The organism is Deinococcus hopiensis KR-140 (genome assembly GCF_900176165.1).
In the GTDB taxonomy this organism is placed as follows: domain Bacteria; phylum Deinococcota; class Deinococci; order Deinococcales; family Deinococcaceae; genus Deinococcus; species Deinococcus hopiensis.
Genome location: NZ_FWWU01000001.1, coordinates 1 through 21,279, shown reverse-complemented (window position 1 = coordinate 21,279; position 21,279 = coordinate 1). Strand labels below are relative to the sequence as shown.

At 60.4% G+C, this 21,279-nt stretch carries 18 protein-coding genes and 1 pseudogene; 5 read left to right on the top strand and 14 right to left on the bottom strand.

What is annotated here, in order from left to right:
- Positions 1 to 5 precede the first annotated feature (5 nt).
- Entirely contained in the window at positions 6 to 1,733 is a 1,728-nt protein-coding gene (locus B9A95_RS31210) for a hypothetical protein (protein WP_139806300.1), read from the top strand.
- 467 nt (positions 1,734 to 2,200) lie between these two features.
- Here B9A95_RS31210 and B9A95_RS00090 read toward each other — a convergent pair whose 3' ends face one another.
- Together B9A95_RS00090 and B9A95_RS33035 are read right to left on the bottom strand one after the other, a co-directional pair.
- A complete protein-coding gene (locus tag B9A95_RS00090; RefSeq protein ID WP_084044942.1) occupies positions 2,201 to 3,259 on the bottom strand; it encodes an NAD-dependent epimerase/dehydratase family protein in 1,059 nt (352 codons plus the stop codon).
- A 233-nt stretch (positions 3,260 to 3,492) separates the two neighbouring features.
- A complete protein-coding gene (locus B9A95_RS33035) occupies positions 3,493 to 3,648 on the bottom strand; it encodes a hypothetical protein (RefSeq protein WP_170928332.1) in 156 nt (51 codons plus the stop codon).
- Between the two features lie 100 nt (positions 3,649 to 3,748).
- Here B9A95_RS33035 and B9A95_RS34900 point away from each other — a divergent pair.
- The 4 genes and pseudogenes from B9A95_RS34900 to B9A95_RS00065 all read left to right on the top strand — a co-directional run bounded on the left by B9A95_RS34900 (position 3,749) and on the right by B9A95_RS00065 (position 7,396).
- Positions 3,749 to 4,528 (top strand): annotated as a pseudogene (locus B9A95_RS34900) (IS66 family transposase).
- A gap of 662 nt (positions 4,529 to 5,190) precedes the next feature.
- The gene (locus tag B9A95_RS00075; RefSeq protein WP_084044939.1) at positions 5,191 to 6,153 is read left to right on the top strand and encodes an alpha/beta hydrolase; all 963 of its coding nucleotides are present in this window, start codon (positions 5,191 to 5,193) and stop codon (positions 6,151 to 6,153) included.
- 82 nt (positions 6,154 to 6,235) lie between these two features.
- The gene (locus B9A95_RS34370) at positions 6,236 to 6,436 is read left to right on the top strand and encodes a cyclophilin-like fold protein (protein WP_084044938.1); all 201 of its coding nucleotides are present in this window, start codon (positions 6,236 to 6,238) and stop codon (positions 6,434 to 6,436) included.
- 33 nt (positions 6,437 to 6,469) lie between these two features.
- The gene (locus B9A95_RS00065) at positions 6,470 to 7,396 is read left to right on the top strand and encodes an AraC family transcriptional regulator (protein ID WP_084044937.1); all 927 of its coding nucleotides are present in this window, start codon (positions 6,470 to 6,472) and stop codon (positions 7,394 to 7,396) included.
- Positions 7,397 to 7,515: 119 nt separating this feature from the next.
- Here the strand turns inward: B9A95_RS00065 and tal are convergent, their stop codons facing one another.
- The 12 genes from tal to B9A95_RS00005 all read right to left on the bottom strand — a co-directional run bounded on the left by tal (position 7,516) and on the right by B9A95_RS00005 (position 21,220).
- Complete coding sequence (gene tal, locus B9A95_RS00060; protein WP_084044936.1) at positions 7,516 to 8,487, bottom strand: transaldolase; 972 nt, start codon at positions 8,485 to 8,487, stop codon at positions 7,516 to 7,518.
- Complete coding sequence (gene tkt / locus B9A95_RS00055; RefSeq protein WP_084044935.1) at positions 8,477 to 10,528, bottom strand: transketolase; 2,052 nt, start codon at positions 10,526 to 10,528, stop codon at positions 8,477 to 8,479. The genes tal and tkt overlap by 11 nt, the downstream gene beginning before the upstream one ends.
- Before the next feature lie 264 nt (positions 10,529 to 10,792).
- Entirely contained in the window at positions 10,793 to 12,175 is a 1,383-nt protein-coding gene (locus tag B9A95_RS00050) for an alkaline phosphatase family protein (protein ID WP_084044934.1), read from the bottom strand.
- Positions 12,176 to 13,030, bottom strand: coding sequence for a UbiA family prenyltransferase (locus B9A95_RS00045; RefSeq protein WP_084044933.1), 855 nt, complete (start codon positions 13,028 to 13,030; stop codon positions 12,176 to 12,178). It lies immediately after the preceding gene.
- Positions 13,017 to 14,201, bottom strand: coding sequence for a metabolite traffic protein EboE (eboE, locus tag B9A95_RS00040; protein WP_084044932.1), 1,185 nt, complete (start codon positions 14,199 to 14,201; stop codon positions 13,017 to 13,019). The genes B9A95_RS00045 and eboE overlap by 14 nt, the downstream gene beginning before the upstream one ends.
- Positions 14,188 to 15,003 carry a TatD family hydrolase gene (locus B9A95_RS00035; RefSeq protein WP_084044931.1) on the bottom strand — a complete coding sequence of 272 codons (816 nt, stop codon included), beginning with the start codon at positions 15,001 to 15,003 and terminating at the stop codon, positions 14,188 to 14,190. Before B9A95_RS00035 ends, eboE begins: the two co-directional genes overlap by 14 nt.
- Positions 15,000 to 15,305 carry a hypothetical protein gene (locus tag B9A95_RS00030; RefSeq protein ID WP_084044930.1) on the bottom strand — a complete coding sequence of 102 codons (306 nt, stop codon included), beginning with the start codon at positions 15,303 to 15,305 and terminating at the stop codon, positions 15,000 to 15,002. Before B9A95_RS00030 ends, B9A95_RS00035 begins: the two co-directional genes overlap by 4 nt.
- Positions 15,292 to 16,458: a 3-dehydroquinate synthase gene (locus tag B9A95_RS00025; RefSeq protein WP_084044929.1), complete on the bottom strand. Its 1,167-nt coding sequence runs from the start codon at positions 16,456 to 16,458 to the stop codon at positions 15,292 to 15,294. The genes B9A95_RS00030 and B9A95_RS00025 overlap by 14 nt, the downstream gene beginning before the upstream one ends.
- Complete coding sequence (locus tag B9A95_RS00020) at positions 16,455 to 17,507, bottom strand: sugar phosphate isomerase/epimerase family protein (RefSeq protein WP_084044928.1); 1,053 nt, start codon at positions 17,505 to 17,507, stop codon at positions 16,455 to 16,457. The genes B9A95_RS00025 and B9A95_RS00020 overlap by 4 nt, the downstream gene beginning before the upstream one ends.
- A gap of 133 nt (positions 17,508 to 17,640) precedes the next feature.
- Positions 17,641 to 18,594, bottom strand: a complete 954-nt coding sequence (locus tag B9A95_RS00015; RefSeq protein ID WP_084044927.1) for a substrate-binding domain-containing protein — start codon at positions 18,592 to 18,594, stop codon at positions 17,641 to 17,643.
- A 93-nt stretch (positions 18,595 to 18,687) separates the two neighbouring features.
- The gene (locus tag B9A95_RS00010; protein ID WP_084044926.1) at positions 18,688 to 19,704 is read right to left on the bottom strand and encodes an ABC transporter permease; all 1,017 of its coding nucleotides are present in this window, start codon (positions 19,702 to 19,704) and stop codon (positions 18,688 to 18,690) included.
- Positions 19,691 to 21,220, bottom strand: a complete 1,530-nt coding sequence (locus B9A95_RS00005; RefSeq protein WP_084044925.1) for a sugar ABC transporter ATP-binding protein — start codon at positions 21,218 to 21,220, stop codon at positions 19,691 to 19,693. The genes B9A95_RS00010 and B9A95_RS00005 overlap by 14 nt, the downstream gene beginning before the upstream one ends.
- Between the last annotated feature and the right edge of the window lie 59 nt (positions 21,221 to 21,279).

Genomic DNA, 21,279 nt, shown 5'->3' with positions numbered 1-21,279 from the left:
TTGCCATGACTATACTGATGGGAATTGTGCTCGTCTATCTCACAATCACCTTAGGAAACAGACGAGACACCGCCAACGTCACCAGTAGCATGACTGGCTTCTATGCCGCCGAAGGTGGACTCAATCTCCGCGCAGAGAAGGTAAGAGCAAAGTTTATTGATTACAACCGCCCTACAGGGACAGCCCCCAGCAGCACTTCCCCATGTGTAGGGAGTAATCTTGGCACGTTAGACTTTGCTTGCGATAGCAGTCTCACCCTTGGAGGACGCACTGTCACAACGTACGTTTTGGATACGACGAGCGCCGACCCTGCCAAGAATACTGGAGTTGTTAATTCTGGGGAGACTTACGCAGGATTAAACTATCAACAGTATTCTTACCGTGTAGTAAGCGAGGCAAAGGTTTCTGGGCAATCTGGCGTAGAGGCAAAGCTCCAGATGGAATTCCAAAGCCGCCTCGTCCCGATCTTCCAGTTCGCCGCCTTCTACAATAATGATCTTGAAATAAATCCCAGCCCGTTGATGACTTTGAACGGACGAGTTCATACAAACGGCAATCTCTATGTCTCGCCTTCAACTGGTTTGACTATTAATGGACGAGTAACGACCGGTGGCATCATTCGCAGAGGAAGAAAAGACGCATCCAGGTGCGATGGCGGTGCAGTTAATTTTTCCGACAGCGCGACGACGACAAAGACACTGAGAGCGTGTGCCGGAGGCACCACTGACATTACCTCCTCCGATATTACGCAGTACAACGGACGCGTTCAAATGTCCGTACCCCGCCTTACTGTTCCCCCTCTTTCCTCTCTTGATCCAAACAGACAAAACGAACTGTTTTCTGGGGCAGACGTTCGTATTGTGGCCCATCTGGTGGGCGGTACCTGGGTACCTGAAGTTCGAGACGCGAACAATATTATTATGGCAGCCGCAACGTCTCGACTCGGTGATCCTAGCTGCATAGGAGCGGTGACTATTGACAATGTCTTTTATGACAACCGAGAGCGCGCAACCCAAAGACTCATAGAAATCGACCAGCAAAAAATGATGGACTGCATATACAGGTCTCCCGCCGAAGTCTTCACAAATTCCACTGGCGCCAGTTTAACCTTGGATGACACAACAGGTAACGGGATGGCTTGGCATTTTAGCTTTGATGATGGCAATACAGACACAAACAACTATGCCGCGAAAAGACAGACCAATTATGGCATACGCGTCAAGAACGCCACAACACTTGGAAGCAGCAATACGATCGCTCCAGCGGTTAAAGGTCTTACAATTGTAACAAATCAAGCTGCGTACGTTCAAGGAAGTTTCAATGTCAATAACATCAAACCTGCTGCCATAATATGCGATTCCATAAATATCCTTTCTAATTCTTGGCCTGCCACTGATCCTGCAGCAGGAGTCAAACCAGCGGCGAGCAATACAGAAGTAAATGCCGCTTTTATGGCTGGCACAGACCTAACAAATGGTAGCACCTACAACGGCGGTCTTGAGAACTACCCACGTTTTCACGAAGACTGGGGAGGAAAAACCTTCCGTTACCGTGGGTCATTCGTTAGCCTCGATACGCCTTCGCACGCGAGAGGTCAATGGGGAAATGCTCTTTATAATCCTCCTCAACGCGACTGGGATTACGATCTCCGTTTTAATGATGCCGCCACCCTGCCTCCCCTTACCCCACGCTTCGTATACCTCCGTCAGGTTCTCTTTGCTCGCGAGTACTAACCCCGAATAGGGGTTGACGGAAGGTATACAGCATGGTGATGTCGCAAAACCAAGCGCTTGAGGAGGATAAGTCAAGGCGTGGAGGTGCACAGATTGCACCTCCACGCCTTGACTTGATTTATCGGCGACAGCTGATGACGCTTATGCTTCGCAGGATACGACTTCCCAGTCCTTCCAGGTCTGCACACGTTTGGCATAGACGCCCTGGGCGATATCGAAGGCTTAAGATACCCATTATCAGCACGCTAAGGACCTCCAACTCAGTGCATTGCAAGCCGATGAACGCTATGGCTTCGTTGAATGCAATTCCCAACAGCTCTGATGGGATGTGGTGCTGTTTAGGCTGAGATGCGCCTTGATTACCTGGGGAAAAAGTTTGCCACAGAGGCGATATAACTGCCCAGCACGACCGCGGCTGATATGCAGAGTAGTTACCGTCCCCTTATGCAACCTCGAATACCCGAAGCCTATCGTGCAGAAACGAGACCATCGTTCACAAGTTGTCGAATATGATCGTTCACCGTCTCTCCAAGTTCCCTATAGCGCAAACTCAGCTCTGCCTGAACACGTTTACCATCGTACTGAATTGGATGATTCACATTTCGAGAAATATAATTTCGCTGCATGCCTACCAGCGGTCCCACCAACCACATCAGGATTTTGGGCATTTCGCTTCGCGGCAACCGGTCCTCCAACCCGAACTCACGCACCTTCATTAGTTGAGCGATCTCCAAGAGCCTGAGACTTTGTGCCACAATGATGTATCTGCCACGCGCTCGCGGTTGAGTTGCGGCCCGCACATGAGCACTCGCCACATCACGAACGTCGACGAAACCGAGCCACAGACGGGGCACGCCTTTGCTGTAGGAGCCGCTCAAAAACTGCGTCATCATCGTCACGCTGGTCGCGTCTGAGCGTTTGGACATGGAAGGACCGAACATCGCTCCCGGGTGGATAGATACAAGATCCCATCGCCCTTGCTGCCGGCACACCTCCCACGCTGCCCGTTCCGCCATGGTTTTCGAGTACGCGTATGGGTTGTGCTGACTGTGAGTGTTCGGATTGACATCATCTTCCTGCACGAGATGGCCAACCCGACCTTTCACGTCACAGGCGTCGTTATACAACGCGGCGATACTACTTGTCAGGACGACACGCTGAACAGTTTCGGTCCGGTTGACTGAGGCAAGAACATTCTGAGTGCCTTGAAGTGCAGGCTTGATCAGCTGCTGTTCCACGTCCTTCGGTTTTTCCAGAAAGTAAGGAGACGCCGTGTGAATCACAACTGAACAGCCCTTCATGGCATCGTCGAAGCTGCCTTCCTTGACGAGATCTGCTTCAAACAACTTGAGACGCTGTGGATACCTCTTGGCAAGGTCAATTAGGTGCTGGGTCTTGCCTTTATCTTTGAGGTGCCGTACAGTGCCATGAACGGTGTGGCCGTGACGCAGGAGGTCTTCCACGACCCAGGAAGCCAGGTAGCCGGATGCACCAGTCACCATGACCTGTTGTTGTGTTTCAAACATGATTGCTCCTTTGAGAACATCTTTTATTTGTAGTGAAGGTCCGTCAGCATCAACTGAATGCTCCAGGGCACGATGATGAGACCGAGCGTCCAGAACTGACTGAACTCAGGGATTATTGGTACCGGCTCAGGTTTGGGACGCCCATCATCCTCCTTTTGCGGGATATCGCCCTCACAGAACACGTCCCTTGAGGTCGCGTCTCAAATCAACCCCAGTATCAATAAATGTTCGCCTTACGGGATGCCGAATACAGCTGAGGCTGAAGCAAGGATGATCAGGCCGGCGTGATGGTGGAGGATTTGTTCCAGTTCGCCGGGTCCCTTGGAAACAAAGGACGCGAGCGGCACAGTGGCGACAGCGATGCCGACCAGGAAGGCGAAAAGCAACATTTCTGGAGGAAAGGAATGTAAACATTCCTTGACAAATTGTGGGGCTTAGCCTCGAAAATGTCAAGAAAACTTTACTTCGCGTCCTTCTGCGCGACGAGTCGTGCTCGAAACGCTCTGCAGTCAGCGTCCCAGTGAAGGGACCCTCGCGCTGCATCTCAATCTCGCCACAGAGCGGTTGGCCAGATTTGAGGCTGGACTGAAAGAAGCGCTCCTCGAAGAACCCGTCCTGCATGTGGACGAAACGGGCAAGGTAAGCGGCAAGCGCGCCTGGGTGCATGCCACTCGCGGCAAACAGCTCACCTTCTACGGGCACGACCCCCACCGCAGGTTGGCGGCCATCCAGGCGATGGGGGTGGGGGTGGCTTCCCTCGGTACAGCGGAGGGTTGAGGCATGATGCCTGGCTCACGTACTTCCGTCTCTGTGCCCCACACGGGCTGTGTAAGGCCCACCTACTTTGGGAGTTGCGTTACCTCCACGAACAACTGGGCGGAAGAACTACGCGCCGCACTGCACCTTGTCTACCATCACCGCAAGGCGGGCACCCTCACTCAGGTAGAGAAAACTGCATTCTTGGTGCGCTTTGATGCACTCTTGGAAGCAGGCTTGATCTCCAACCCCACAAGGAAGCAGGTTCTGAAGCAGCGGGGATGGGTGAAGCAGTTTCCTGGACGCAATCTAGCCCTGCCATGTCAGAAGCACCGAGACAAGGTGTTGTGCTTCCTCAACCAGAACGTCGTACCGTTCGGCAACAATCAAGCCGAGCGAGACATACGCGTGGTATACGTGAAGCGCAAGATTTCCGGTAGCTTTTGCTCTGACCGCCGGACAGATCCCGCGGGTTTACAGAGCCGCTCAGCCCGACGATCCTGGCCCTTGTGATTCCCTGCAGGTGTCCCGGCTGGGCCACTCTCCCCTGAACTCCACATTAGCGGTTGGAGGATTGGGCTAAAAACTCAGATTTTCAGGCAAGTAGTTTGAAAGCGCACTTCCTACACTTTTTAACGTAGGACACGGCAACGCTGCGTGTTCAGGGCTCCTAGGCGCCGCAGAGACGTCCTGCCCAAGCCAACTCGCTTTGAAGGAAACGACATGACGACCACATTCAAGTTCGCACTGCTGACCCCGGCTCTTTTGCTGCTGACCCCCTCCCCTCACTCGCGCAAACCACCGCCCTGGAGAGCACACAGACCAGCATGGCAGAGCGTATCCCCGCAACGCTCATAGGCACGTGGCGGATGACCAGGCTGGAGTTTTGTGGCCGAGCCAACGGCCAGACCGTACTCCGGTCAGATCATCTTCACCACGACCGGGAACGTCACCGTGCAGGCCATGAACCCTGATACCAGTGCCCGGGACACGGCTTACACCGTCAAAGGCCACCAAGCTAACTACGGCACGGTCACGGCTGGCCGGGCGGCTCGGGCAAAACCCTGGTGCTGACCCCTATGAACTCTGCGGAAGGCTGTCGGGCCACATACGAGCGCCACCAGGCAGTCCAGGCCTTTCTTCCCTGGTCCGGAACCGCACCTCAAGGAGAATCCATGCCCCTACACGAAGACGGATACACCTTCATCCTCAACGAAACGGTCAGCTGTACGCCAGTTGGCTACACGAACCGGTATGGGATTGAGCTCGCCGGGGATCTGTACACACCCATCAACCTGGACGAAACCCGCACATACCCAGCTCTGGTGATCGGCCCTCCTCACGGTGGCGTCAAGGAACAGGGGCCGGGCGTATACGCCAATGAACTGGCCCGTCGTGGCTTTGTGGTGCTGGCCTTCGACCCTTCATACACTGGTGAGTCGGGCGGTGAGCCGCGGCGCGTGACCTCACCGGAGATCTTCGCTGAGGATTTCAGCGCAGGCGTGGATTACCTGGGCACCTTGCCCTACGTCAGCCGGGAACAGATCGGGGCCATTGGTATCTGCGGCAGTGGTGGGTTTGTACTCAGTCAGGCCAGCATCGACCCGCGCATCAGGGCAGTGGCCACGAGCGCGATGTACGACATCAGCGGCATGCACCGAGAAGGCTGGAACGACGAGGGCACAGCCGCGCAGCGGCAGAGCGCTTTGCAGAACGCTGCCGAGCAGCGCTGGAAGGACGTGGATACGGGTGAGGCACAGCTGCAGCCTCAGTTTCCCTTGGAGATGCCTGCAAGCGGCCTTGATCCCATCACGCACGAGTTCTTCGAGTACTACGTCAAAAGCAACAACCGGGGCTGGCACCCACGCTCCACCGGAGCATTCACCCTCACGAGCGTTCCCGCCCACATCAACTTCGGTCAGTTGAAGAACCTGCAGGACCTCGCGCCCCGCAGAGTACTGCTGATCACGGGGGAGATGGCCCACTCAAAATGGTTCAGCGACAAGGTTCACACCCAGCTGCCCGACGACAGCGAACTGGTGGTCGTGCCCGGCGCACGTCATATCGACTTGTACGACGACATCGGCAAGATCCCCTTCGACCGGCTCGAAGCCTTCTTCAAAGAGAATCTCGCCTGACGCGGCCGCCCGAGGAACCCACGACCCCAGCCACGCTCACCGTTGCGCCCAACTCCAAGGTCTCCCCGCCCAACCGCCCAGAGTGCTGCCCGTCAAGGCGGCCACTCCCGGTACGGTCCGCAACGGCGACCTTCTGCTCTACGGCCCGAAGACCGTCGTATTGTTTTACGAGACCTTCCCGACCTCGTACAGTTACACGAAGCTCGGGCGAATCGACGACCCTCAGGGCCTGGCGAAGGTGTTGGGTGCCGGGAACGTCATGGTCACCTTTTCATGGAAGTAGAAAGGATACGCCCATGCTCCTGCGAGACCACCAATGAGCCTGCACAGTAAACCGTCCACCGCGTCGGCCCGACTCGCTGAACTGATCCAGCGCCATACCCCGTACGAAGGTGAATTTCCTCTGCGTGTTCCTGGGGTGTTCGTCGCTCAGACAGAACGTACGCATAGGGCCTGCGCACACAGCATACAAAGGCCTTCGCTTTGCATTGTTGCACAGGGACGCAAGGCCGTGCACATCGGCTCAGAGCATTACGAGTACGATTCGCAGCACATGATGGTGTACGCCATTCACCTGCCCGTCGCCTTCCAGGTGACGAAAGCCAGCACGGACGAGCCATTCCTGACATTCAAACTGGAACTTAACCCTGAGCGCATCGCCCAACTGGCCTTGAAAATCTACCCCCACGGGCTACCCTGCCTTCTGGAAGGTCGCGCTGTACAGGTGACTCAGACGGATCCAGCCATCATGAACGCGGTTATCCGCCTGTTGGAAACCATCGAAGACGAACGCGAAGCCAAGTGGATTGGGCCTTTGATCACGGACGAGCTGTTGATGCGCCTCCTGCTTGGCCCGGTGGGCCCGATGGTCGCGCAGATGGGCCACATGGAATCGAATACCCAACGCATTGAACGGGCCATCGAATGGATTCAGCAGCACTACGGTGATCCACTGAACATCGAGGCTCTGGCTCAGTTAAGCCATATGGGCCTGTCGACCTTCCATGCCCGCTTCAAGGCCGTGACCGGCCTGAGCCCGTTGCAATTCCAGAAGAGCCTGCGCCTTCAGGAGGCCCGGAGGCTGATGTACTCCACAGGCATGGACGTCGGGACGGTAAGCCGCCACGTGGGGTATGCCAGCACCTCGCAGTTTACCCGTGAGTACTCGCGGTTTTTCAGCAACACGCCTCGTCAGGACATGTACCAACTCCGGGAGAGCGGAACTGAGATGTCGCTGACCTGAAGCCCACCTGCCATGCCTGCTGGAGTGCCCGCTGATGCGCAAGCCGCCCGCTGGGGCGGCTCGCCTTTGACCCACTCCCTGAACGGCTGGCCCGCCCGTTCATCCTCGGAGCTTGACGTTCAGGTTGGGAGCTCTTCCTCTTTCAACGCCAGTTTGACTTCCATATCGGCTTTCAACTTGAGGTAGTCCTGGTGGAAGAGTCGAATCCCTTCTGTCAATTTCTCTCCCGCCATCTGGTTCTCCAGCAGTGCCCAGCGGAAGGCGCTTTCGGTCAGGCGCCCTTCGGCCTGATCTGAAGTTTGGGCTGGAGGCGTGAGTCGGCGGACCAGGGGCGCCTGGTTTCGGTCCAACTCACCGAGCAGCGCTGGACTGACGGTGAGGCGATCACATCCGGCCAGGGCCTCCACTTGCGCGGCACTCCTGAACGACGCGCCCATCACCACCGTCGAGTACCCGTGTGCCTTGAGGTGCTCGTAGATGCGCCGCACGCTCTGCACCCCGGGGTCCACGTCCACCTCGTAGGACTCGCGCCCCTCAGCTTTTTTATGCCAGTCGGTGATGCGCCCGACGAACGGGGAGATCAGGAAAGCGCCCGCTTGCGCGCAGGCAATGGCCTGCTCCAGGCTGAACACCAGCGTGAGGTTGCAGCGGATGCCCTCCCGCTCCAGGACTTCAGCCGCCCGGATGCCCTCCCACGTGGCCGCCAGTTTAATCAGGACCCGGTCGCGCCCCACGCCCTGCGCTTCGTACAGTGCCAGCAGGGCGCGCGCCTTGGCGATCATGGCGTCCCGGTCAAAGGAGAGCAGCGCGTCCACCTCGGTGGAAACGTCCCCCGGCACAAGCTTCGTCAACTCCACTCCAAAGCGCACTGCCAGGCGGTCGAGTAGCACGTCCACGCCATCGCCCGCACGGCGGGCCTGATCGATGACCTCCCTCACCAGCCCCGCCGATTCCGGTTGTTGCGCGGCCTTGAGAATCAAGGAGGGATTGGTCGTACAGTCGCGGGGCCGAAACTGCGAAATGGCTGTCAGGTCTCCGGTATCCGCCACCACGACCGAGAACTCACGGAGTTGTTCCAATTTACTGGGCATACGCTTCTCCCCTTTCAGCGCGTGCAGTCACACGCTGTCCTGCACGAACAATATGCTCTACCGTCACGCCAAATTCCCGATAGAGCCGTGGCGCGGGGGCAGACTCCCCGAAGGTGCTCAGGCCAACGACCTCTCCATCAAGGCCCACGTACTTCCACCAGCCGTCCACATGCGCCGCTTCGACCGCGACCCTGGGAACCCCACGCGGCAGGACCCCGGAGCGGTACGCCTCGTCCTGGAGATCAAAGACGGTGGTGGACGGCATGGACACCACGCGCGTGGGCACGCCCTCCGCTTCCAGTTGCGCGGCTCCCTGCACCGCCAGGTGTACCTCGGATCCCGTGGCAATCAGCACCAACTGCGGCTGCGCGCCTGAGGCCTCCTGAAGAACGTATCCACCCCGGTGGGCCTCAAGTGAGGCTGCGGTATCCCGCTGAAGCTGTGGCAGGTTCTGCCTGGAAAGCAGCAACGCACTTGGCCCGTTCGCCCGCACCGCTTGCGTCCAGGCGGTGGCCGTCTCGAACTGGTCCGCGGGCCGCCAGACATTCAGGTTCGGAATCAACCGCAGTGCAGCGGCGTGCTCGACGGGTTGATGGGTGGGTCCGTCCTCACCCACACCGATGGAGTCGTGGGTCAGCACGTACAGGACCTTGAGACGCATCAGCGCCGCCATGCGGATCGCATTACGGGCGTAATCCGAGAAGATCAGAAATGTTCCGCCGTACGGCAAAAACCCGCCGTGCGTGGCCAGGCCGTTCATGATCGCCATCATGCCGAACTCGCGCACGCCGTACTGCACGTAATTGCCGGAGAGGGCGTCACCATGCGGCATGACCGGCACTGAAGCGCGAACGCGGGTGAGGTTGGAAGGGGAAAGGTCCGCGCTGCCACCGATGAGTTCCGGCAGCGCGGGCACCAGTTGCTCCAGGCACAGTTGCGACGCTTTCCGGGTGGCCACGCTTTCCTGCACTTCGAGGGCCTGCGCGAAGAGCGCCCGCTCCACCTCATCCCAGCCGTCAGGGACTCCTCCCGCCAGGCGGCGCCGGAACTCCTGCGCCCTCTCCGGGTGTGCAGACGCGAACCGGTCGAAGCGGGCCTGCCACTCCCGCTCGAGGGCTTCGCCCTGTGGCTGAGCGTTCCAGGCAGCACGAACATGGCTGGGAATCACAAACGGCGCGTGAGGCCATCCAAGCGCTTCGCGTACAGCCTGAACCTCCGCCTTGCCCAAGGGCGCGCCGTGCACATCGTGCGTTCCGGACTTGTTGGGGGCGCCCTGACCGATCACGGTCTGGCAGCAGATCAACGTGGGTTTCTCCGCCTGGCCCTTGGCCGCCTCGATCGCCGCCAGAATGGCCTGCTGATTGTGCCCGTCCACCGTTTCGATCACGTTCCAGCCGTACGCACGGAACACGCCGGGGACATCATGGGAGAACCACGGTTCTACGTGCCCGTCGATGGAGATGCCGTTGTCGTCGTAAAAGCAGATGAGTTTGTGTAAGCCCCAGGTGCCGGCCAGGGAGCACGCTTCGTGCGAGAGGCCTTCCATCAGGCACCCGTCGCCCAGAAACACGTAGGTGTGGTGGTTCACCACCTCATGCTCACCAACGTTGAATTCATTGGCGAGGAGGCGCTCGGCCAGCGCCATTCCCACCGCGTTGGCCAGGCCCTGGCCGAGCGGTCCGGTGGTGGTTTCTACACCGGGTGTGTATCCACGTTCTGGATGTCCGGGTGTGCGGGAGTGCCATTGGCGGAAATTCTGGAGCTCCTCCAGCGGCAGATCGTAACCACTGAGGTGCAGCAGGGCGTACAGGAGCATGCTGCCGTGCCCGTTGGAGAGAACGAAGCGGTCGCGGTCCGGCCAGTCCGGGTTACGGGGGTTGTGCCGCAGGTGGTGTCGCCAGAGGGCTTCAGCGATGTCCGCCATGCCCATCGGCATGCCGGGATGGCCGGAGTTGGCGGCTTCCACCGCGTCCATCGCGAGGATGCGCAGGGCGTTGGCTTCAACAAGAGCCGTGTTTGGTTCTACGTCAGTTTGCGTCATACAGGAGGACTCCTTCGTTCTGCGTGGCAACAGCGGGCAATCCGCTGGGTTCGGCGAGTGGGCGCTCTACAGTCGGGCTGGGTCAGGCCCGTTCAGGGGTGGATCAGGCCACCGACGTTGTTGGCCTGCCTGTACTACGCGCCTTTCGGAGCGAGGAACAAGACCGGCCCCGCCACTTCCTCCAGCGTTCCCACGCGCTGCCTGGGGACCTTCTCAGCCGCTCACCATGCCTGCCAGATTGCTCGGCAGTGGGCCAGCTGCCCGCTACCGGTGGTTTACCTGTAATTCTGGAGCGCGGTCTTCAAGCACAGTATTCAAAAGCCAATGGAAAACGTCGGTGGCGTCTCCAGACGAAGCACGTTGAATGCTGGAGATATACACGGGCTGCCGATCTTCCGATGCCACTCCGTGAGATCCCTTCACCACCGTGGCGTCAAGCCCAACCACGTCCAGAAGAGCACGAAAGCCCAACTTTCGCTGCAGCAGTCGGAGACCAGCACGCGTTTTCCCTCCTGGTGCGAAGAACAGCTCGGCGGGGTCATAGCCGGGTTTCCGGTGGATGTCCACCGTTCGGGCAAAATCCGGCGCTTTGCCGTCGTCCAACCAGTAATAGTAGGTGAACCAGCTGTCCTGTTCGGCCACCACGACCAGGTCTCCAGCACGTTCGTGATCCACACCCCACACCCGCTGCTGCTCTGGAGTCAAGACGTGCTGCACGCCAGGCACAGCTTCCAGCAGGGACTGAACGTGTTGGAGGTAGCTGATGTCCTGAAGGTACACGTGGGCCACCTGGTGGTCACACACAGCGAAAGCCTGGCTATTCCAGGTGTCGAGGTGCTCCTGACCTCCTTCATCCCGCACGGTGACGAGCCCAGCCTGCCGGAGCACGCGGTTCAAATGCACAGGCCGGTGCACGTCGACAATGCCGTACTCGGAGAGCACCACCGTCTCCACCCCGCGCTCCTCGTAGAACGCCAGCAGTTCGCCCAACAGGCTGTCCACCGCCCGCACGTCCTGCGCTATGGCCGGAAACTGAGCGCCCAGCTTTTGCAGGGGATAATCCAGATGAGGCACATACACCAGGCTGAGATCTGGCCGGTGGTGCCGTTCCAGGTGCATCGCGCACCGGACGATCCAGGCGCTGGACTTCAGGCTCGCCGTCGGCCCCCAGTACTGAAACAGGGGAAACTCACCCAACTCTTTTCTCAACTCGTCCCGCAGGGTGGCGGGCTTGGTCGCCATATCGGGAATTTTGCGGCCGTCAGCCTTGTACATCGGGCGGGGCGTCACCGCGTAGTTCACATCGGTGTGCATGTTGTACCACCAGCACACATTCGCCACCGTCGCCTCAGGATGCACGGAGCGGAGGACGTCCCAGAGTTTTTCACCTGTGACAAGCCGGTTGCTCTGCTTCCAGAATTTGATCTCACCGTCCTGACGGTCGAACCACCCATTCCCCACGATGCCGTGTTCCGCCGGCGTTCTGCCCGTCAGATACGTGGCCTGTACGGAGCAGGTCACGGCGGGAAACACGGGGCGCAGGACTGTGAGGTGGCGGCCCTGCATCCACTTCAGGAGGTGCGGGGTGTGCTCCCCGATCAAATCTGAAGTGAGGCCCACAACGTTCAACACCACGGTGCGCTTCATTCAAGTTCCCCGGATGTACCGCTGCCAGAAACAGGTCAGCGGAAAGAGGACCAGGCAGAGCAGGAAGATCTCCGGGCGACCTGCCTGCGCCGCGACCATGGCGTCGAGCAGGCACATGCCGGCGATGAGATTTCCAACGACTTGCCCAAGGTGCCGCTTGCCTTTCAGGGACGTCCGGACATTCACCGTCACCCAGAAGGTAAACAGTACGGCGGCGATCCCCGTCCAGAGGCCCGGGTGCTGGACAATCGCCGTCACAGCGGGGACATACAGCAGTGCCAGGGGCCACCAGGTCAGCGCACCTCTGGATTCCAGCTTGGCGAGTTGCGTGAGGCCGACGACGTAGCATCCCAGCAGCCCTCCCCACAGGGCCACGTCTGGGAAAGCCACCTGCAACGCTGCACCGGTAATCAGATAGATGCAGACGCGGGTGCCGGCCATCAGCAGGGGACTCAGGGGGTTGGTTTTGTGCCACACGTCGTACAGCACGATGAGGGCCACGAGGACCGCGCCCCACCAGAACGTGCCGGTGAGGGCCAGCAGGCCCAGGCCCACGGTGAACATGACGGCGGCCCAGCCCAACGCTTCTGCGGGCGACACGTCCCCCCTGGGGATAGGCCGTTCTGGCCGTTCCAAACGGTCCCTGTGCCGATCACAGTAGTCGTTCAGGAACATACCCGCGGTGTAAAAAAGACCCATGGCAGTCGCCACAATGGCCACGACCGCTGCGTCCAGGGTGACGGCCAGGGCGCCCGCTCCAACAGCGTTGCTCAGCACAGTGGGGAGATTCGACACCCGAGCGAGTTCAAGGTAACTGCGCCCTTTGGAAACGCGGCGCAAGTCAAGTGAGGACACGCTGCACCCACCTCAGTTCCCGGAGAAGGCTCTCCCGCAAGGGGAGCCGCATCCCTTCGGGCAACACCTGCCAGGTGTAGGTCTCCACTTCCAGGTGATTGCATTGCCACAGGGGCAGGGTGTTCAGCACTTCCCTCAGTTCCTGCTGTGTGGACGTCAGCTTCCCAAAGTGCTCCACGAAAAGGGGAACGTGGAAGTGCACCCGCCACTCCACCGCCGCTGGGTCGTCCAGGTGCTGAAGGGCGCTGGGGAGATCCTGATAGCCCTGCACGTCTCCGCTTTGCCTCAACGCCACCACCTGATGTAGGTACGTGGGATCGTCCAGGGACTGCAGCGCCTCCCGTAGCGGCGAACGGTCCTGCGGCAAGGTGACTTTCAGAGCGGAGCTCAGCTGAATCTTCCCGACCTGGAATCCAATGTCGCGGTAGCGCTGCAAGACCTGCAACGGCTTCTCGTAACCGACGGCCAGATGGCAGGTGTCCAGGCAGCCTCCCAGGTGCCGCAGCAGCACGGTCCTCGCTTCCCCTTCCGCGACGTTCAGCAGGGTCGAGAGCCGCTGCACCCCGGAGGAAAGCAGATGGTCTTCGGCGAAATCCAGGAGTTCAGCCGTGGTGCCGAGCAGGCCATCCGGTTCAGGCTCCAGGCACAACACCACCGTTTTTCCCTGCTCAGTGCGGAGCCTGTGCAACTCCACCACGACTTCCAGCAGGTGCTCCAGCAGGTTCGTCCACACGGCAGCGTCGTGCCCATCTACCCAGGTCCGGTACGACAGCGGGCTGGTGGAGATGCTGCCCTGCACACCGTCCGGCAGCAACGTGGCGAGAATTTGCGCGAGGCGGAGGGTGTACTCCACTCGGTCGCGTGTCCGCCAGTCCGGATGGTGAACCTGTTCTTTCACCCGTGTGCCGTGGAACGTCCCATACGGAAATCCATTCATGGTGAACACGTACAGGCCGTGCCGGCGCAGAAACTCCTGAAGCTCCCCGATGCGCCGCAGAACCTCAGCGGCTTCAGCCCCGGGGATCCATAGGCCCAGACCGAATGGAAGGTCGGGGCTGAAGTCCTCCTTGAGCGGCAAGACCACCTCGCGGAGGGTGTGCAGGAGATCCTCGAAATTTCCCGTGGGGTGGACGTTCATGCAGTACGTGAGATGCAGGTCACCGAACCGCATGCCCGGCCTCAAATTTGGGGTTCTGGGAGAGGAAGTCCGTGGGGTTGCCCATCACCACGCGCGCGATGTCTTCTTCCTGGTGGCCCCGGCGGCGCATCTCCTGTATGAAGTGCGGCACGGCCAGGGCGTCACTTGGGGCCCAGTCACACGCAGAGGCCACGCAGATCCGGTCCAGGCCGTGCATCTCCAGCATGTCGATGGCCCGCCCTGGGCTGGCTTTGGTACGCGGGTAAAGGGTCAGCCCCGTCCAGAATCCAGCGTCCAGAATCATCTCGATGGTGTGTTCCTCGGCGTGATCGATCATCACGCGCGAAGGGTCGATGCGGCTCTCCCTGGCCAGCGTATCCACAATGACGCGGGTGCCCTTGTGCTTGTCCTCCAGATGGGGAGTGTGAATGTGAATCATCTGGTGGTGTTCCAGGGCGAGCTCCACGTGGTCCAGAAACGTCGCCAGTTCATTGCGGGTCACTCGGTTCAGCCCGATTTCTCCGATGCCCAGCACGGTGGGACGATTGAGGAAGTCGGGGATGAACGCGAGAACTTCGCGCGCGAGCGTGCGGTCCTCGCCTTCTTTCGGGTTCAGGCACAGCCAGCAGTAATGCCGGATGTGGTACTGCTTTGCACGCTCCGGTTCAAAGGTGGTGAGGTGATCGAAGTAGTCCCGGAAGGCTTCTGGACCAGTGCGGTCACGTCCAGACCAGAAGGCGGGTTCAGTGACGGCCACGCATCCACTGAGCGTCATCTTCTCGTAGTCCTCGGTCGTGCGCGACACCATATGCGCGTGTAGATCGATGTACTTCATCCCTCGCCCACCAGGGGAGCCCCCACCGCGTTCTGCCGGTCCCGTATCTCCAGGATTCGGAAGTCCTGGTCGCTGAGGGTCATTTGAATGTCTTTGACCCGGCCGCCCTCTTCGCGCGTGAGGACCTTCAGGCCGCGGCGCAGTGCCAGCAGGCGCTCATCGTCCTGGGCATCCTGCAGGGCAGCGCGGTCCAGCCGGTCCAGGAAAGCCGCCAGCTCAAGCAGGTGGTTGCGGGTTTCCATGTAGTACTTCTCCAGCAAGCCCCTCTGGGGCAGGACCGTTTTTCCATCACGGGTGAGCATAAAGCACCTCCGTTTCGACGAGGTTCGTGTAGGCCTGCTCGAGGATGGCGGCGTCCACATGATGCACGTCGACCTGCTCGCCTATGGTTGGAATCAGGCTGATGGTAAGGCGTCCACCCAGATGCTCCCTGAATTCTTGCAGACCTTCCAGGAGGGCCCACCCGCCCTGGGCGTCCCGTGCGGCGCACTCGCGGTACAGGTACGGCAGACGCAACGCCCGGAACAGATGCAGAATGCGCTCCAACTGCCTGGCTGACAGCATGCCCGTCAGGTGGGCGTACATGGCGTCGAGGGCCACTCCGAACGCGACGGCTTCCCCATGGCGAATGCGGTGAGCGCTGATGCTCTCCAGTTTGTGTGCGGCCCAGTGGCCGTAATCCAGTGGACGGCTGGAGCCGCGCTCGAACGGATCTCCGGATCGCCCGATGTGCTCGAGGTGAAGCTCAGCGCAGCGGAACACGGCGTACTCCATGGCGTCCAGGTCACGCTGGTTGAGCTGCGCAGCGTGCCGTTCCAGCCATTCGAAAAACGCCCGGTCTTTAATCAGGGCCACCTTGACGGCTTCCGCAAGGCCGCACAGCCAGTCCCGCTGGGAGAGCCCTTCCAGGAAAAGCAGGTCGTTGATGACCGCTTTGGGCGGCGTGAACGTTCCCAGCCAGTTTTTCTTACCGAAGAGGTTCACGCTGGTTTTCACGCCTACCGCAGCGTCGTTCTGGCCGAGCACCGTGCTGGGCAGACGAATCAGCCGAATTCCCCGGTGGCTGGTGGAGGCGGCGAAGCCCACCAGATCGGTGAGTGCGCCGCCGCCAAGCACGACCACATGGTCGTGCCGGTCGATGTGATGGACGTCCAGGGCTTCGTAGAGGTTCACCAGAAACGAAGGATCGTTTTTGACCTGCTCCCCCCCCGGCAGGATCAACAGCTGCACCACGGGAATACCATGCGCCCCGAAGTACCTCTCGATGTCCTGAACAACGCTTGGGAAAGCGCGCTCCACGCCCTCGTCGAGGACGAACAGCACTTTGCCAGGTTGTTCAGGGCCCCGCAGTTCCAGCGACAGCAGCGGGTTTTCCAGGTCGAACACGCCGCGCGTGAAGTGCACAGGGTACTGGTGCCGCACCGTGAAGTCCTGCTGGATGCTCCTCGTGCTCACACCTCTTCCCTCGGCAGGACGGGGGGAGCCTCCGCTTCCCCGTTCTGAACCGTGCGGTCAAAGGCCCGGTCGAAGGCGACTTGAGAGGTGGGGAAATTGAGCTTGCGCACGAAAGCGGCGCTTTCGGTTCCACCGTGAACCCGGTCCATGCGGCTGTCTTCCCACTCCACACTGAGGGGACCCGCGTAACGGACGTCTTTCAACGCCACGATGATGTCCTCGAACTTGAGGTCTCCACGTCCGAGGGAACGGAAATCCCAGTACCGCCTGGAGTCGCCGAAGCTGGTATGGCCGCCAAACACGCCGACGTGCCCGTTGCCGTGACCCCACCAGACGTCTTTGAGGTGCACGTGGAAGATGCGGTCTGCGAACTGACGGATAAACTCGATGTAGTCCACATGCTGGTAGGCCAGGTGGGACGCGTCGTAATTAAAGCCGAAGCGTGGGTGGTGTCCCAGCGCTTCCAGCGCACGCGTGCTGCTGGCAATGTCAAACGCGATCTCGGTGGGATGGACTTCCAGCGCGAAGTTCACGCCGCATTGGTCGAAGACCTCCAGGATGGACAGCCACCGGCGGCTGAAGTCCTTGAAACCTGCGTCCCAGAAGGCCTGACTGGTCGGGGGGAAGGCGTAGATGGAGTGCCAGATGGAGGAACCGGTGAAGCCGTTGACCACGCTGACCCCGAGCTTCTGTGCGGCGCGGGCGGTGTCCATGATCTCTTGGGCGGCGCGCTGGCGTACCCCTTCGGGGTCACCGTCACCCCAGACGTGCTCGGGGAGGATGGCTTTGTGGCGTTCATCGATGGGGTCGCACACCGCCTGACCGACCAGGTGGTTGCTGATGGCGTAGCAGCGCAGCCCGTGGGAGGCCAGCAGGTCTTTGATGCGCTGGATGTAGCCAGGGTCGCGCAGCGCGTCGCGAACATTGAAGTGATCGCCCCAGCACGCCAGTTCCAGGCCGTCGTAGCCCATTTCCCTGGCCAGGGGCGCGAGTTGCGCGAGCGGCAGGTCCGCCCACTGTCCAGTAAACAAAGTGACGGGTGCAGTCATATTTCCTCCGAGATCATCAGCTGCTCTGAATAGAGGGCGCGCTGTGGCAAGGCCGGGTGCGGCGGCGTTCAGGTCGTTGCGGTAGAGAAGTGCAGGAGGCCCGCATCAACACGGGCCTCCTGCGGGGTGAGGCTCAGAAGGGCGAGTTGGGGAAGTAGAACTTGCTGGCGTTGTTCTTTACGACCAGAACGGATGGAATGATGGTGCTGGGCTTCATGGCCTTACCGGTCACCCGGCTGGCGATGGTGAGCTTCATAGCGTCGGCAATCATGCTGGAGGGGTAGGTGACGTTGGCGGGCATGAGGGTGTTGCCGTCGAGAATGCCCTTGATCACTTCTTTCTTCCCCGCGCCGCCGAGCAGGATCTTGATGTCGGTGCGCCGGGCCTGCTGGATGGCCTTGAGGGCGCCCATGGCCATGTCGTCATCCGATGCCCAGACGGCGTCGATTTTCGGGAAGCGCGTCAGGTAGTCCTGCATGACTTTGAAGGCGTCGTCGGCATTCCAGTTGGCGTACTTGGCATCCAGGATTTTGATGTTGGGGTTCTTGCCGATTACCTCCCTGAAGGCGTCGTTGCGTTGGTTGTCGATCACCGTGGGAATGCCGCGGAGCACCACCACGTTTCCACCTTTGGTGCCCAGACGGCTGTTCAGGTACGCAGCTGAAATGCGGCCGAAACCGGGGTTGTCCCCAGCGACGTAGGCGTCCTGCGCTTTCGGATCGGTGAGTCCGCGGTCCACCACCGTCACGAAGACGCCTTTGGCTTTCAGGGCTGCGACGGGACGCGTTAGGGGAGCGCTCTCCTGGGGAAGAATCACCAGCGTGTTGATTTTGTTGACGGTCAGGAGGTCCTGAATCTGGTTGGCCTGTTCGTTGGCGTCTTTGGCGGTCTTCACGATGATTTGCACACCGGGGTATTGCTGCTCGAGCGCTTTTTTCGCTTCGTTGGCGTGGTACACCACACCGGCGGTCCAGCCGTGATCGGCAGCGGGAATAGAGACCCCAACGATGACCTTGTTGTTCTGAGCGAGGCTGGAGCTGCTGGCGATCAGGGCGGTCAGGATGGCAAAGCGGGCAATGGTATTCATGCGGTTCCTCCGGTTGGAAAGGTGATGGGCGGCGGGATGGGTGCAGCGGACGGAGCGTGGCGGTGGGACGTCAACCTCCTGAGGGACGCGGATCTACTTGCGACTTCCACGTTGGAAGAAAGCGACGAGGATGATCACGAGGCCTTGCACGGCAGCGTTGAGGTACTCGCTGATGATGTTGGTGAGGTTCAAGACGTTGCTGATCGTGACCAGGAGGATCGCGCCGACGACAGTCCCCCAGATGCGGCCGGTGCCGCCTTTGAGGGCTGTGCCGCCGATGATGACCGCGGCGATGGCCTCCAGTTCCCACAGCAGGCCTGTGGAGGGGGAAGCGCTGCCGAGGCGGGGAACGTACAGGATGGTGGCGATGGCCACGCAGATGCCGAGCAGGACGTAGGTGCCGATCTTGACGGCGCTGACGTTCACGGCGGAGTACCGGGCGACCTGCTCGTTGCTGCCGATGGCCTGGACGTACCGGCCGTAGCGGGTGCGGTTGAGGATCAGCCCGCCGACGAGCGCCACCGCGGCAAACACCAGGATGGGAATCGGGATGCCGAGCACCGCGCCGTAGTACACGTTTCCGTAGCGTTCGCTCACGGTCGCGTCGAGGGAGATGGAACCGCCCTGCGAGAGGTACGTGAGGAACGCGCGGTAGATCCCCAGCGTACCGAGCGTGACGATGAACGGCTCGATGCGCCCTTTGGTGATGGCCAGTCCGTGCAGGAGCCCAGCGAGGCTGCCGAGGATCAGGGCGGCGAGCATGCCGAGGAAAATGGTCATCCAGCCTGTTCCGAAGGTGGAGAGGATGGCGTTCATCGTCAGAATCATGGAACCGGCGATCAAAGCGGCCAGGGAACCGACGGACAGGTCGATGCCGCCGGAGATAATGACGAAGGTCATGCCGACGGCGATGATGCCGATGAAGGCCGCGCGGGTCAGGACGTTCGAGAGGTTACTTACGGTGAGGAAGTCAGAATTCAGGCCGGTGGCGACCAGCATCAGGGCGAGCAGTCCAAGCAGCGGTCCGAGCGTGCCGATACGGGTGAGGAGGCCCTTTCCGGATGACGCTCGGGAGGGCAAGGACGAGGTGGGGGTATTAGGCGTAGACATGCGCAGTGCTCCTTTGCGTCTGGTTTTTCAGGCCGGTGGCGTACTGAATGACTTCCCGCTCGGTCATGTGATCGCCGACAAGTTCGCCGCTGATGGTGCGGTTGTGAAGCACGATCAGGCGGTGGCAGACGCCCAGCAGTTCCTGCATTTCACTGCTGATCACGATGACGCCCTTGCCCTGCTCGGCGAGGCGGTGGATCAGGTGGTAGATTTCGCGCTTCGCGCCAACGTCGACGCCGCGGGTGGGTTCGTCCAGGATGACGATGTTCGGGTCGAGTTCCAGGATTTTTCCCAGCGCGAGTTTCTGCTGGTTCCCGCCGGAAAGGGCGCTGGCAGGCACGTCGAGCCGCCCGGTGCGGATGTTGTATTCCTGTGCGGCGCGCTGGATGGCCGCGTGCTCGGATTTGGCGTCCAGCAGCGGTTTGGCGTACTTCTTGAGCGTCATCAGGGTCAGGTTGGGCCTCAGGTCGAAATCGACGTGCACGCCTTTGCCTTTGCGGTCTTCGCTGAGGTAGACGAGGCCCGCCTTGACGCCGCGCCTCGGACTGCCGAGGCGGGTGAGCCGGTTGTTGATGCGCACCTGCCCCACGGTGTGTGGCCGTAAGCCCAGCAGCCCCTCGAACGCTTCGGTGCGGCCTGCGCCGACCAGCCCGGCGAAGCCGAGCACTTCCCCGGCATGCAGGGTGAAGGTGAGGTCATCAATCCAGCCGGGAACGCTGAGACGTTCCACGCTGAGCAGTTCTGCCTGCTGGTGGACATTTTTGGGTGGGAACATGTCTTCCAGTTCCCGACCAACCATGAGGTTTGCCATTTCGTGCGGGGTGAGGGTGGAGGCGTCCTGGCTGAGGATGTACCGTCCGTCTCGGAGTACGGTGACGTGATCCGCGAGGGCTTTGACTTCGTCGAGTTTGTGGCTGATGTAGAGGATGGTGACGCCCTCGTCGCGCAGGTTGCGAATGAGGTTGAACAGAATTTCCGTTTCGCGGGTGGTGAGGGTGGCGGTCGGTTCGTCCATGATCAGGACGCGGGCGTTGCGCGAGAGCGCTTTGGCGATCTCGACCAGTTGCTTCTGAGGAACGGTGAGGTCACGGACGCGGGTGCGGGGATCGAGGGCCACGCCGAGACGGTTCAGCGCTTCTTGTGCGCCCCGAACCATGCTGTTGTCGTCGATGAGCCTTCCACCCGGTTCACGGCCCAGGTAGATGTTCTGCGCCACCGTGAGGTCTTCGGCGAGGTTGAATTCCTGGTGGATCAAGACGATGCCGACGTGTTCGGCGTCGCGGCTGCTCTGGAAGTGCACCGGCTGGTTGCCCAGGCGAATTTCCCCGGTTGTGGGGGTATGGTACCCGCTGAGGATCTTCATGAGGGTGCTCTTGCCGGCGCCGTTTTCACCGAGGAGGGCGTGCACCGTTCCCGCGGGGATGGTGAAGCTGACGTCCTGCAGGACGGTGACTGTCCCAAACGTTTTACCGATGCGCTCGAAGGTGATGTCGTGGCTTGGGTGTGGTTCAGGCATAGTCTCCTCTTCGGGCGGCAGAGTGGCTCCCCGACCTTCGGCGAAGGTCGGTGAAGTTG